Source organism: Vibrio pelagius, from assembly GCF_024347575.1.
In the GTDB taxonomy this organism is placed as follows: domain Bacteria; phylum Pseudomonadota; class Gammaproteobacteria; order Enterobacterales; family Vibrionaceae; genus Vibrio; species Vibrio pelagius.
In genome coordinates, this window is record NZ_AP025503.1 from 1,078,049 (window position 1) to 1,092,021 (window position 13,973).

Consider the following 13,973-nt stretch of genomic DNA (forward strand, 5'->3'; position numbering starts at 1 on the left):
GTTTTTAATACCTTGTTAAATTTATCCTTCCACAGATAAATTCTTTCGAAATGATGACGGAATTCGCTGTCGTTTGTGAAAATATGTCAAACTCTAACAAGTGGTGGCTTGGGCTGGGAAGTCACTATAATTAACAATCAAATTAACAACACCGAAACAGTACCCAAAGTATGAAAAATTTACGTGCTCTCTTGACCGCTCTTACTCTCATTATCCTTGTCGGATGCACCTCTACGTCAGCGGCTGGCAGCTCGAAAACAAAGGAATATGCCCAATCACATACGTTGGTTGGCCAAGCTTCTTGGTACGGCAATAAATTCCATGGAAAGCTCACTGCCAGTGGTGAAATTTATGATAAGAATGCTTACACTGCAGCTCATAAAACTCTGCCATTTGGAACAATCGTTAGGGTGACAAATACCAGCACTAACAAATCGGTCGACGTTAAAATTAACGACAGAGGCCCTTCCGTTAAAGGCCGAGTTATCGACCTCTCTTACAAGTCATTTGCACAAATTGGCAACGTAAAGAAGGGCACTGTTCCTGTCAAAATTGAAATTGTCGATGACAGTAAGATCTTTAGATATAAGCACTAATTTGTAGTTACTTCTTGATTTATGATTGGAGAGGAAAGCTCATCACGCTATGGTTTGGCATGCTACTCGAGTTGAATAAGCTACTTACTTGTGGATTTGGTGGTGCTTGTCATCTTGATTTCAGAAATTGTGGTTTCAAAGATTTACTTCGTACTGGATGACAGCAACCAGAAACAAGCCGAACCATCACAAGCTTCATAACAGATGACTTAGAGTAGAAAGAGCCAGCGTCGATGCTGGCTCTTTTGGTATGTGTGATTCCAAAAACTTATTCAGATTCGTAATACCAATCACAGTAAATAAGTGGTCAAAAATAGCGCAGGGAAAAGGCTTAAGAACAAGGCAGAATTTTTTGGTAAGTAGTTATTCTACAATCAAAAATTCTAACGCAGTTATCAAGCGTTTTAACAAGCTAGGATGATCAGTTATTTACTACGATTGGTATAAACCACATCTCCACGAAGAACCGTCATCAGGACTTTGGTTTTGGCTATCTGTCTTGCTGTCAGCGTCGTGATATCTTTATCGAGAATGGCAAAGTCTGCTGATTTACCCACTTCAATTGTGCCAGTGATGTCATCAATACCGAGGCTTTTGGCTGGATAAAGCGTATAGGCATCGATGGCTGTATAGATATCAGTGAGCCCTGTTTTACCCATGATCAAACTGTTTGAAATCCCGACGAGAGGATTAATGTCGTGCACATTCCAATCGCTGCTTAGAGTAATGTTAGCTTCGGTTCTGAGAATGGCATTGAGGTTCATCATAGCCTTCGCTCTTTTTGCTCCTAAGAATGCAATCGCCCACTCATGGTTATGTTGTGCAATGTAATCTGAGCCGACCTGAAAATCGGCGGAGACGCCCAATTGGCGAAAACGCGGAATGTCTTGTTGGTCGATCAGCTCAACATGAGTCAGGGTGTATGGTTTGTCTGAGCCCAGTTTTCGCACATGTTCTACGGCATCGAGGGACTCGCGCACCGCACCATCACCAATGGCATGGATATGAGCACTAAAACCGATCTTATTTAGCGCCACAAGCCAATCTTTCATCTGCTCTGGTGGAATGTAGTTAATGCCATAAGGAGAATCGGTTAGATAGGTGTTCAGATAAGGGGCGAGTGTTTTCGCTGTACCATTAATTACGATGCCATCACTGTACATTTTGACTTGGTCGACCAAAAGCAATCGAGACTTATCGCTGGAATACATCTTCTCGAATACCTCAAGCTGAGAAGGCATCGCCATTTCAGGATAAACCCAAGGGCGAAGGGAAACTCGTGCCGTTAAATCCTTGTTCTCTTCAGCTTCTTGCCAAACCTCATACCAACCGCGTTTCCAATACATGCGCCCATCACCAATCGTGGTAATACCGTGCGCTGCGGCTTCTTCCAATCCTGCCATCAAGCCTTCATAGCTTTGTTCAAACAGTGCGTTCTGGCTGTTCCAAGCGATTTCCATGACTTGGTCTCCGGTATTGTCGAGCAAGATGCCATTGAGCTTTCCTGTCTGTTCATTTTTGAGGTAATAACCACCTTGAGGATTGGGTGACTGCTCGCTGATACCAGCGATTTTTAACGCTTTAGAGTTGACCCACATAGAGTGCGAAGTTTGCTCCATGATCACGACCGGGCGATCGGGAAAGATAGAGTCGATTATCTCGAGTGGAGTGTAATCAGATGGGTGGTTCATGATCGCATTGAGTGAGAAGCCGTAGCCCATAAGCCAACCTTTAGAGTCGTCATCGGCGCATACTTCAAGATAAGGTATCTGCTCTTCTAGCGTTGCTTCTGAGTCGAGTTCACACACGCCACCCATCTCAGATGCAGCTTCAAATACATGATTATGGTTATCAATGAAGCCCGGCATAACAAAAGCTTGTTCCAGGTCGATTTCAGGAGCGTTAGGGCCTGCAAAAGACAGAGCCTTGTCTCGATTACCTATAAAGGTGATGACGCCACCTTCAGTAACTAAGGTGTCTGATTCGTAATGTCCATAAATGATGGCATTGGAGAACACTTGTAGATCACTGGCTTTGCTCGGGATGGAAACCAACAGAACGGAAAGCAGTAGGCCGAAACGAGTAATAACCGATGAAGATAGGCTCATAATGATTCGCTTATTTAATCCATTTTTCTAATTATAGAAACACCCTGAATGGGATGAGCGAGATTCTACGTTTTATAAAATAAAATGTGTGACTTCAATGAGATAATTGTTAGTTAACTCACTGATTAAATGGGTGAACGCTGAACCTTTTTCTATTATTAACGTATTAGGGTGTGTTGATCTTTCGAGCTGGTTTTTGCAGCGAGTTGCTGGGTATTTATACAAGGCAGAGGCTTTGATGTGTAGCTAGCCTACATGAGAAGCCGATAACGCAGTAGAAATGACCAGCAAACGCTGCCCGAAGGGTTCGAGCTGGGCGCCCCCGCAAAAAGCGTTTTACTCTTTGTTGAGGGAGATTTGCTTAGAATGACTAGGCTACTTCTCCCTCGCCGCGATTAAAACGCTTTTGACTAGGCGTCCCCATCCGAACAAAATTCAACCACGAAAGGTCAACACACCCTAGTTGCTTGTCGTTGATGCATTTAAAAAGGATTAAGAATGAAAAGATTTTTGTTGCTGATGTCGGTGGTGTTTTTGGGAGGCTGTCTGGGTATGCCTCAGTCGGTGAAACCGGTGAATGAATTCCAATTAGATAGTTATCTAGGTACATGGTACGAGGTTGCCCGTTTGGATCATTCGTTTGAAAGAGGACTGAGCAATATCAGCGCTCAATACTCATTGCGTGACGATGGTGGCGTGAAAGTGATTAATCGTGGCTACTCAATAGAGAAGGGCGAGTGGAAAGAAGCGGAAGGCAAAGCGTATTTCGTGGAAGGGAGTGACCAAGGTTATCTGAAAGTATCGTTTTTTGGTCCGTTTTACGGCTCTTATGTGGTGTTTGAGTTAGATAAACAGGGTTACCAATATGCGTTTGTCTCTGGTCCTGACACGGATTACTTATGGTTGCTGTCTAGAACGCCACAAGTCGCTCCCGAGGTATTAGAGAAGTTTAAGCAGATGTCGAAAGAGCGTGGTTTTAATACCGATGAACTGATTTACGTCACCCATGACGCGATTAACTAAAGAGCGCAGGGGCACTCCATCTAAAGGTTACAAAGGTGTCCCTGAAAGCAGTATGCAGGGGGCTGATTAGCATTACCTTAGCGGTTCTGATTACCATTCAAGAACAGGGCAACACATTCGCGAGTGTAGTTCAGCCTTTCTTCCTTAGATTCGCCGCTGTCGTGCCCGAAGAATGACCAGTACGCGGACTTGCCATGAAACATCAGCAGTAACTGACGAGCAGCAATGATGGCTGAGCTAGAGGTCGACAACGTTAGATCTGCAGAGTCGATTTTCGCCTGTAGATAATCAGCCAGTAGCTTGGTGGTCTTTTGAGGCCCCGTTTCCAGATAGATTGAGGCGATCTCTGGGTGGGTGCTGGATTGACTGACAGCGTTCTGAAAGGTTTGTCGTGACTGCTCATCTAACAGCAAATCTTGAAACTTCACCCCAAACTTTACTAATTCATCTTCCAACGTGGCATTCATATCAAAAGCATCGGGGCTGAGTTCTCGCTCGGCGCATTTGGTCTGCATACATGTTTCAAAAAGTACGTCTTTGTTCTTGAAATGAGAGTAAACAGTCTGCTTCGATACATTAGCGGCTTTGGCTATCTGATCCATATTGATCTTGTAGCCGTACTCAGAGAAAAGCTCACTTGCTGCAGTTAAAATTTGCGATCTCTTCTGTTCACTTTTAATGATTTTAGTCACGTCTGTCTTCTCGTTGGTTCGATATTAGCCAGTCTTTGGCGTGCAAAATGCGGCGTCATTTGTCACAGGGTAAGCATTATGCTTTTTGTGACACTTTTATCAATCAATAACGATGAAACCTATTTTTAACACAATCAAACTAGACAGTCTAGTTTGGTTTGGTTAGTCTAAAAATAGGACAACGACATACTGCACAGGAACAGTATTATGTATAAATTGATGAAGAGCAGCGCAGTCGCTGTCGCGCTTTCTACTCTTCTTGTAGGATGCGGTGAAACAACGCAAGCACAGCCAGCCGCTGAGCCAACTATTCTTACGGTTGAAACACTCGTCTTGGCGCAGTCGGACGCTTACGCGGTGCAACGTGAATATGTCGGTGTGGTAAGAGCGGGTCAGCAAGCCAATCTTGGCTTCGAATTGGCGGGCAAGGTAGAAGAGATCATGGTTGATGTTGGTGACAGAGTCACAAAAGGCCAGCCTCTGATTCGTTTAGATACCCAGTTGCTAGAAACAGAACTTAGCCAACTCAAAGCACAAGCTGAAGAAGTCAAAGCTCAGTTGAATTTAGTGGCCGCGAACCTAAAGCGTCAGCGTTCATTGAAAGCAAAGGGCTTTAGTGCGGAGGCCGAAATAGACTCGCTAACCAGTGAGCAGCGCGTTCTTCAAGCCAACCTGTTACGCATTGATGCTTCATTGAAAGCCAACGATCTGCGACTGATTAAGTCGACAATTCTCGCCCCGTACTCTGGAACTATAGCCACCCGTTTTGTTTCTCTGGGTGATGTGGTCAATGTAGGTAACCCGACACTGACGTTACTCGCTTCTGAGGGCAAAGAGGCTTTTATTGGCATTCCTGCGCATCAAGTGCAGAAAGTGACGTCATTGTCACAACCTCATATACGTGTCGGTGGTGAGTCTTACGATGTGCGCCTCCTTAATCCGGGTGCGATGGTTGATACTCAATCTCGAAGCGTTGGGCTGCGTTATCTTTTTCCTGAACAAGCCTCTGTGCTAGAAGGTCAATTGGCTTACCTTCAATTTGAAGAGAGTATTGATGACCAAGGTTTTTGGATTCCATTAACGGGTTTGATTGATGGCTTGCGCGGAGTGTGGAATGTATTCGTGATTGGTGAGGATAACCAAGTCGAGCGACGCAGCGTACAAGTGTTGTTTGCCAATAACCAACAAGCTTACGTAACGGGTGCCATTAGTGAAGGTGAACAGGTTATCGCAAGTGGTCTTCATCGTTTGGTTCCGGGACAGACCGTGAGTCCTCTCCAACTGGCGTCTAAGTAGGTTGCCCATGAAGATCATTGAGACGATTTCCAATACGCGACTGCTTATCTTAATGACGGCGTTGTTGATGGTGAGTGGTATCTCCGCTTTCATGACTCTGCCGCGCGCAGAAGATCCAGTCATCATCAACCGCTACGCTAACATCACCACTAGCTTCCCAGGAGCGAGCGCAGAGAGAGTCGAAACCTTAGTGACTGAGGTTATCGAGAACAAACTGCGTGAGTTAAGTGAGGTGAAGCTAGTCAGCTCAACCTCTCGCCCTAGTGTGTCGATTGTGACACTTGAGCTGGACGATACCATCACAGAGCCTGAACCAGTTTGGTCACAAGCGCGAGACAAGTTGTCCGACGTTGAACCGCTTCTTCCTGCTGGTGCACAGTCACCGGATTTAGATAGTGACCACACTTACGCGTTTACCACTATTACCGCGTTAACCTGGGCAGGAGCAGGAGAGCCTGATCGCTTAACTCTAGGGCGTTATGCCAAAGAGCTTGCCAAACGTTTGAGAACCTTGTCGGGTACTGAGTTCGTTGATGAATACGGTATGCCACAAGAAGAGATTCAAATTAACTTGCGTACTGCCGATGCTGCTGCGCTCGGTCGTTCAAGTGTCAATATTGCTGAATCTCTAGAAGGGGCTGATGCTAAGAACTCGGCTGGCGAGTTAGTGAGTTCGTACTCTCGTTTTGGGTTGGAGATTGAGTCGGAGTTAGATTCTATTGAGCGCATCAAGCAAGTGCCAATTGCAACCGATGCCAATGGCCACATCGTTCGCCTTGAAGATATCGCATCGGTATCGCGAGGTGAAAAAACGCCACAAGACCAGATCGCGATTATCGATGGCGAGCCGGGTGTAATTGTTGCTGCGCGCATGCACCCAGACCTACGTGTCGATAATTGGACATCACGCGCCAATGCGGTGATTGAGAAGTTTGAGCAAGAGCTACCGAGCAATGTTCACGTTAACGTGCTCTTTAATCAGCAAGGTTATACAGAGACACGTCTAAACGATCTCGGCGAAAGCTTGTTGATCGGTTTTGTTCTTATCTTGATTGTTCTGTTTGTCACCCTTGGTGTTCGTGCCGCAATCTTGGTCGCTATCTCGCTGCCTTTAACGTCTTTGCTCACGCTTTCCATCATGAAAATGACTGGTGTACCTATCAACCAGATGTCGGTGACGGGCTTGATTGTGGCACTCGGGATTATGGTAGATAACGCGGTAGTGATGGTGGATACCATTCAAGCGTATCGACTTAAAGGTCAACATCGAGCTGAAGCGACCATGAATGCATTGAAGCATTTATGGGTGCCGCTATTGGGTTCAACACTAACCACAGTATTGGCATTCGCGCCGATCATTCTGATGCCGGGTGCTTCTGGTGAATTTGTGGGCGGCATTGCGATTACGGTGTCGTTCTCACTGATCGGCTCATATGTGATTTCTCATACTCTGATCGCTGGTCTCGCAACTCGATTACTGCCGAAGCAGTTAAGCGATGTTGATAAGCGAGGAGAACATCATTGGTACATGACGGGGCTTCGTATTCCTGCATTAACTCGTTGGTTCTCGTCATCGGTGCGTTTTGGTGCTACCCATCCCATCATCACTATTGCCCTAGTTCTTTTGGTGCCGTTTACCGGCTACTGGAGTATGTCTCAGCTTACTGAGCAGTTCTTCCCACCATCAGACCGAGATATGTTTGAGATTCAGGTTTACATGCCGCCTCAAGCAAGTGTTTACGCGACTAAGCAAACCTCGGAACGAATTGATGAAATCATCCATCGCTACTCTGAGGTTGAACGTATCGATTGGTTGGTGGGTGCGAACTTCCCATCGTTCTACTACAACCTTCAAGCAAGGCAAAATAATGCGCCTTACTTCTCTCAAGCAATGGTGAAAACGGGAGATTTTGTCCAAGCCAATGCCCTGATCCCTGAGTTGCAGAAGGTGTTAGATAAAGAGGTGCCTGAAGCTCAAATTCTGGTGCGTAAATTGAATCAAGGTCCTCCGTTCACGGCTCCCGTAGAACTGCGTGTATACGGTGAGAACCTAGATACATTGAAAGCGATTGGTGAAGATGTTCGTCTTATCTTAGCGGGTGTTCCGCATGTGACGCACACTCGTGAAACACTGCAGCCGGGCACGCCAAAAGTGTGGCTCAAAGTGGATGAAGATACTGCCAAGCTAAATGGCATTTCATTGAATCAGTTTGCTGGGCTACTGCAAACCACGCTAACTGGACGCGAGAGTGGTTCGGTTATTGAGGGAAGCGAATCGGTACCAATTCGTGTTCGCGTGGCTGATGATGCACGTGAAGATTTGACGCACCTAAGCAATATCCGTTTGCCGATTAACTCAGAGGTTTATTCGACGGGGATTAATGTCTCGACTTTGGCTGAGCTGGAGTTAACAACCAGTCGCGGCGCAATTACTCGCCGTAACGGTCAGCGAGTGAATACGATTGAAGGCTACATTGAAGCGGGTGTTTTGCCACAAACTGTGCTCAACGAGTTCCAAAAGCGTTTAGAGAGCTACGAGATTCCATCAGGCTACACCATTGATTTTGGTGGTGAATCTGCCGAGCGTGACCACTCAGTGAATAGCTTGATCTCTAATGTAGCAGTCGTTGTTGTCTTGATGGTGTTGGTGGTCGTGATGTCCTTCAACTCATTCAGGCTAAGTACCATTATCTTCATGGTAGCAGCCTTGGCTGGTGGACTCGGTTTACTGTCGGTTTGGATATTTGGCTATCCGTTTGGTTTTACAGTGATCATAGCAATGCTGGGTATCGCAGGCCTTGCTATCAATGCTGCAATCGTGATTCTGACGGAATTGAAGCTAGACAAAGAGGCATCGTCGGGCAGTGTGGATGCAGTGGTGAACGCAGTCATGTCTTGTACTCGTCATATTAGCTCAACCACAATCACCACAGTCGGAGGCTTTATGCCGTTGATCATCGCTGGTGGCGGCTTCTGGCCTCCGTTTGCGGTCGCGATTGTTGGCGGTACTGTACTGACTACTTTAATCTCTTTCTACTTCGTGCCAGTGGTGTTCCACCTAATGACGCGTAAGAAGGGGTTACATACCGCAGCCGTATTAGCGCATTAGTTTCCCAAATAATTCAGAAAACCGAGTAAAGAAAAGGTGAGGCCAAAAGAGCCTCACCTTTTTTGTCTCTAATTGTTCACTCATTTACGATAACAAAAAATTATTAGGTTGATAGCTAATGATAATTTCACGTCTTTAGGTTCATTTCGTAACATTCACCTTAAGAAATGGCGAGTGCCAATGATTTTTTCTGCGATTACGCAGAGCCCAATAAGGTGAAATTATGAAGTTCCTACATACTATGATTCGCGTCGCTGACCTAGATAAGTCGATTGAGTTCTACACAAAAGTGTTGGGCATGAAAGAGTTAGAGCGTCACGAAAATCAGGAATATCGCTACACACTTGTGTTTGTTGGTTATGAGCAGGGCGGTACAACCATCGAGCTGACTTGTAACTGGGATACCAACGAGTACGAGATGGGCAATGCCTTTGGTCACCTAGCACTAGGCGTTGAAGATATCTATTCGGCATGCGCTGACATTAAAGCTCTGGGTGGCAATGTTTCCCGTGAGCCAGGTCCAGTTCTTGGTGGCACAACGCATATCGCGTTTGTTAAAGATCCTGATGGCTACGCTATCGAACTTATCCAACTAGAAAAATAATAAGGGCAGAAAAATGAAAGACGCACTATTTCAACCAATTCAATTAGGTTCATTGACTCTAGCAAACCGTATTGTGATGCCTCCGATGACTCGCTCTCGTGCAACACAGCCGGGTAACATTGCGAACGATATGATGGCTGAATATTACGCGCAGCGTGCTTCTGCGGGTCTTATTATTGCTGAAGGTACTCAGATTTCTGCAATGGGCCAAGGCTACGCTTGGACTCCGGGTATTTATACTCAAGAGCAAATCGCTGGCTGGAAAAAGGTGACTGATGCAGTACACCAGAAAGGCGGTAAGATTTTCGCACAGTTATGGCACGTAGGCCGTGTAACGCACCCAGACAACATTGGCGGTGAACAACCAATTTCATCATCGGCACTGAAAGCGGAAAACGTGAAAGTATTTATTGATAATGGTACCGACGAGCCGGGTTTTGTTGACGTGGTTGAACCGCGCGAAATGACCAAAGATGACATTAAAATAGTGATCGAACAGTACCGCCAAGCAGCGCTGAATGCGATTGAAGCCGGTTTTGATGGTATTGAACTTCATGCGGCGAACGGTTACCTAGTAAACCAGTTCATTGATTCTGAAGCGAATAACCGTACAGATGAATACGGTGGTTCTATTGAAAACCGTCTGCGTTTCTTAGGTGAAGTGGTTGAAGCTATGGTTGATGCCATTGGCGCTGAGCGTGTTGGTGTTCGCCTTGCGCCATTCACATCATTGAATGGTACGGTTGATGCGACTCCTGTAGAGACTTACACAGCGGCTGCTGCTCTACTTAACCTATACAACATCGTTTACCTACATATCGCAGAGGTCGATTGGGATGATGCACCAGAAACGCCAAAAGCATTCAAAACAGCGGTGCGTGAAGCGTATCAAGGTGTATTGATTTGGGCTGGTCGTTACAACAGTGAACGTGGTGAAGAAGCGTTGGCAGAAGGTACTGCGGATATGATCGGTTTTGGTCGTCCATTTGTTGCGAACCCAGATTTACCAGCACGTATTCAACATGGTTACCCGCTAGCAGCGCACGATCCTAACACTCTGTTTGGTGGTGCTGAAAAAGGTCTAACGGATTATCCAGAATATACTGCCTAATCAATAAAGTAGCTTTATACTGTTTTACTTTGTAAATTAGCAACCTTGCTTATGTGAGGTTGCTTTTTTTGTTCTGGCTCAGGTATTTGTTAATCTGAGCAAGCTCTAGGGTTCGGATTTATGAAACTAAAAACACTCGGTGGTGAAGCTTATCTATTAGGTGCAACGCTATTAGCAGCAGTCGGATGGATTGCATCAAAGCTGGTAGTACTGGAGATGCCTGGCCCATTGTTCATCGGTGTTCGCTTTTTTATAGCTAGTTTGATTCTTCTACCATTCTGTTTTCGTTTGATTCGTCAATTGAGTTGGCCTCAATTGTTGGGGATAGCGGGTGTCGGTCTGATTCTATCGGGCTCACTGCAGTTGTGGGTATACGCCGTCTCAATTACTGATAGCCTGTCTGAAGGGGCATTCATTACCAGCCTCGCGATGATCATTGCGCCGTTCGTTTCTTGGCTTATTTTCCGTGTGAAGCCAAATCGTGCATTCTGGTTATCGTTTCCTATCTCAATCATCGGCATGTTACTGCTCACGCTCACTAATGGCTGGGCGTTTGAAGAGAGCCAAATCTACTTTCTACTCGCTTCAATCATGCTGTCACTGCATTTTGTCATGAACAAACGAGTGACGAACAATGTTAAGCCTATCGCTTCGATATGTATTCAGCTGTTTATGGTGGGTATCAGCGGAATGGCATTTGCTGCAATGACGGGGCAGCCTGAATTCGAAATTACCAGTTCGTTGGTTTTCTGGTTTACGGTGTCTGCGGTGGTAGCGACAGCGATTCGTTACTTGCTACAAACGGTAGGGCAACACTCAGTGAACATGGAAGTTGCCGCGCTTATTATGATCCTTGAACCTGTATGGACATTGATCTTAAGCGTGACCATGCTGGGTGAAACGGTTGAACTACAAAAGCTTGCTGGCGGTGCGGTGATTATTGGCGCACTGTTTTGCTATATTCGCTTGTCGAGAAAGGGGTAATCCACCCCCGCTTGGTAACATCCAAAGCAGGGGCATCAGGGCTACCGGAAAGCGTCAGCCTTATTGCTTAACGGTTACTTTTGAAATGACGATATCTTCACAGGGTACATCTTCATGTCCCCAGCGTGTCGTTGTTGGCGCAACACCAATTTTCTCTACAACATCCATACCAGCGATGACTTTACCAAACACGGCGTAGCCCCAACCTGCATTGGTGGTTGCTGTGTGATCAAGAAAATCATTATTGTCGAGGTTGATAAAGAACTGAGCCGTCGCTGAGTGTGGAGCATCAGTGCGCGCCATTGCAATTGAACCTACGACGTTTTTTAAACCACGGTTTGCTTCGTTGACGATAGGTGCTCGTGTTGGTTTTTCGGTCATATCAATGGTGTGACCGCCGCCTTGGATCATAAAACCTTCAATCACTCGGTGAAAAGTTGTTCCTTTATAAAAGCCGTCTTCGCAGTACTTCAGAAAGTTCTTAGAAGTCACTGGCGCTTTATCAAAGTTCAGTTCTATTTCGATATCACCAAAGTTGGTCGTTAAAATGATCATAGAGTTACTCGTTATATTGGTAGTGCTAGATAAATGATGAGAGGAAGTATACGTGAACCATGCAGAACAGCCAGCAGTGTAATGATGTGTTCGAGGTTTCACGTTTCTGTTTGTTCGGTATTTTTGAACAGTTATGAAAAACACAACTTAATCTTAAATTAGCACTCCGTTCTATTGTTTTTCTCTAACTGGTTTGTTTTTTTGTATCAAGGATGGTGTTGTAACGCTTTGCATGACTGCTTGGGTAGTATAGAGTCGAAACAGGTTTCTTATTTTTTTAGTTGTTAGAGAGAAGAGAATTAGACATCAATGAGTAGTATTTTAGAGTGTATTCGTACTGTTGGACGAGGAGAAAGAGGTCGTAAGCCTCTTACGTTTGAACAGGCCTATCGCATCATGGATGAGTATTTGAGTGGTCAAGTTGGAGACGACCAGATGGCGATGCTACTGATGCTAATTCGCGTACAAAACGAGACGAATGAAGAGATTGCTGGCTTTGTTAAAGCATTCCAATCTCGAGTTCCAGATTTGGGCGCAGACATTGATTGGCCTTGTTATGCCGGTAAACGCAACGATTCAAGTAGCGGTAAGCCATGGAATTTACTGGCGGCGAGAATTTTAGCGGACAGCGGCTATAAGATTTTAATGCACGGTTATATGGACAAACCGAGTGGCCGAACGCATGTAGAAACGCACCTCCATGATGTGAATGTGCAGTGTGCTGACAACCCTGAGCACGCGAGAGAGATTCTAGAGAAAGAGGGGATTGCCTATCTTCCTTTGGCAAACTTTGCCCCTGAAGCTCAAACCATGATTGGTTGGAAACATCGTTACGGTTTACGCACGCCAATTAATACGGTGGTTCGTGCTCTTAACCCGGGAGGTGGTCGATTGGGCGTTCGTGGTAGTTTCCACCCAGGTTTCCCTCAATTACACGCGGAAGTTGAGCATGTAATCGGCAATAAATCGCACTCAGTGATCTCTTTTAAGGGTCAGAACGGTGAGTCGGAATATAACCCTAAGGTGAGTCAAACTGTTTGGTTGAGCTCTCCTGAGAAGGTCGAGTCTTTTTATTGGAAAGGCAGTATGCATGAAGGACTATCGTTGCCTGATAGCTGCGTACTCGGTACACCAGAAGACGAAATGGAGATGATGGCAAACAGTGTCGTCGACACTATGACCGCGGTATTGTTTGCAGAGACTCATGACAAACCTGAGGCATACAAGCGAGCTTCAGAGCTTTGGGAAGCGTATTGTCGAACGTAGGGTACGAATAAACTAGGTCAGCAGTGCTGGCCTTTTTAATCTCTGCCGTTTTCTTAGAGAGTCGATGTTGACTGGTGTTTAAGCACTGCTGAAGGCTACTTTACTCGCATCAAGCGATGCGAAATGTCGCCCAGTTGCAATTCGATGATTTGAGAAATGCCCATTTTGTCGACACGTTCAAGCATATTCTCGCTATATCCGCGCTTTTTCATCCACTCTAAAGGCTCTTTAAAGCCGTCTTCATTGATGACGAAAGATTGATCTGTGATTGCTTCTTCCACGATATGGATAACCCATATACGAGATTGAAAGTCTAAGACTTCGTTGAAGAATGATTTGATCGAAGTGAGCAGTTTGGAAGCCATAATGTGCCGAGGTTATGTGTTCAAAGTAGGTTAGACATGCGTCTTGTCGGCTAAGATACGAGAACTTGCCTGCTTTTTCAAATTCTACTCGGGCATCCGCCGTCAATAAGCTCTATCACTTTTGTACGCCACATTCATCGGCGCACCTTTCGATGCCGATCGATTCTCGAACATGACTCCACAAAGCAACGTAAGTCGATATCCTGTTTTTTTGAATCTTATCGAACGGTTTGTTACATCTCGTTTTATATGCTTCAGCCCTTA

12 protein-coding genes are annotated in these 13,973 nt (G+C 45.6%); 8 read left to right on the forward strand and 4 right to left on the reverse strand.

Features of this window, described 5'->3' with window-relative positions:
• Positions 1-170 precede the first annotated feature (170 nt).
• The gene (locus vsple_RS04910) at positions 171-596 is read left to right on the forward strand and encodes a septal ring lytic transglycosylase RlpA family protein (protein WP_261882829.1); all 426 of its coding nucleotides are present in this window, start codon (positions 171-173) and stop codon (positions 594-596) included.
• A gap of 425 nt (positions 597-1,021) precedes the next feature.
• Here the strand turns inward: vsple_RS04910 and vsple_RS04915 are convergent, their stop codons facing one another.
• Positions 1,022-2,704 carry an amidohydrolase gene (locus vsple_RS04915; RefSeq protein ID WP_261882830.1) on the reverse strand — a complete coding sequence of 561 codons (1,683 nt, stop codon included), beginning with the start codon at positions 2,702-2,704 and terminating at the stop codon, positions 1,022-1,024.
• A 498-nt stretch (positions 2,705-3,202) separates the two neighbouring features.
• Here vsple_RS04915 and vsple_RS04920 point away from each other — a divergent pair, with 498 nt between their 5' ends.
• Positions 3,203-3,727 carry a lipocalin family protein gene (locus vsple_RS04920; RefSeq protein WP_032549531.1) on the forward strand — a complete coding sequence of 175 codons (525 nt, stop codon included), beginning with the start codon at positions 3,203-3,205 and terminating at the stop codon, positions 3,725-3,727.
• 77 nt (positions 3,728-3,804) lie between these two features.
• Here vsple_RS04920 and vsple_RS04925 read toward each other — a convergent pair whose 3' ends face one another.
• Positions 3,805-4,419: a TetR/AcrR family transcriptional regulator gene (locus tag vsple_RS04925; protein WP_261882831.1), complete on the reverse strand. Its 615-nt coding sequence runs from the start codon at positions 4,417-4,419 to the stop codon at positions 3,805-3,807.
• Positions 4,420-4,626: 207 nt separating this feature from the next.
• Here vsple_RS04925 and vsple_RS04930 point away from each other — a divergent pair, with 207 nt between their 5' ends.
• The 5 genes from vsple_RS04930 (at position 4,627) to vsple_RS04950 (ending at position 11,523) form a co-directional block, all read left to right on the forward strand.
• Entirely contained in the window at positions 4,627-5,715 is a 1,089-nt protein-coding gene (locus tag vsple_RS04930; protein WP_261882832.1) for an efflux RND transporter periplasmic adaptor subunit, read from the forward strand.
• 7 nt (positions 5,716-5,722) lie between these two features.
• Entirely contained in the window at positions 5,723-8,824 is a 3,102-nt protein-coding gene (locus vsple_RS04935; RefSeq protein WP_261882833.1) for an efflux RND transporter permease subunit, read from the forward strand.
• 223 nt (positions 8,825-9,047) lie between these two features.
• Positions 9,048-9,428 (forward strand): lactoylglutathione lyase, encoded by a 381-nt coding sequence (gene gloA, locus vsple_RS04940; RefSeq protein ID WP_261882834.1) that lies wholly within the window; start codon positions 9,048-9,050, stop codon positions 9,426-9,428.
• A gap of 13 nt (positions 9,429-9,441) precedes the next feature.
• Positions 9,442-10,539, forward strand: coding sequence for an alkene reductase (locus vsple_RS04945; protein ID WP_261882835.1), 1,098 nt, complete (start codon positions 9,442-9,444; stop codon positions 10,537-10,539).
• Between the two features lie 120 nt (positions 10,540-10,659).
• Positions 10,660-11,523: a DMT family transporter gene (locus vsple_RS04950; RefSeq protein WP_261882836.1), complete on the forward strand. Its 864-nt coding sequence runs from the start codon at positions 10,660-10,662 to the stop codon at positions 11,521-11,523.
• Between the two features lie 60 nt (positions 11,524-11,583).
• Here the strand turns inward: vsple_RS04950 and vsple_RS04955 are convergent, their stop codons facing one another.
• A complete protein-coding gene (locus tag vsple_RS04955) occupies positions 11,584-12,078 on the reverse strand; it encodes a peptidylprolyl isomerase (RefSeq protein WP_261882837.1) in 495 nt (164 codons plus the stop codon).
• 309 nt (positions 12,079-12,387) lie between these two features.
• Between vsple_RS04955 and vsple_RS04960 the strand changes: the two genes are divergently transcribed.
• Positions 12,388-13,344, forward strand: a complete 957-nt coding sequence (locus vsple_RS04960; RefSeq protein ID WP_255231052.1) for a glycosyl transferase family protein — start codon at positions 12,388-12,390, stop codon at positions 13,342-13,344.
• 95 nt (positions 13,345-13,439) lie between these two features.
• Here vsple_RS04960 and vsple_RS04965 read toward each other — a convergent pair whose 3' ends face one another.
• Complete coding sequence (locus tag vsple_RS04965; RefSeq protein ID WP_152468425.1) at positions 13,440-13,709, reverse strand: hypothetical protein; 270 nt, start codon at positions 13,707-13,709, stop codon at positions 13,440-13,442.
• Positions 13,710-13,973 lie beyond the last annotated feature (264 nt).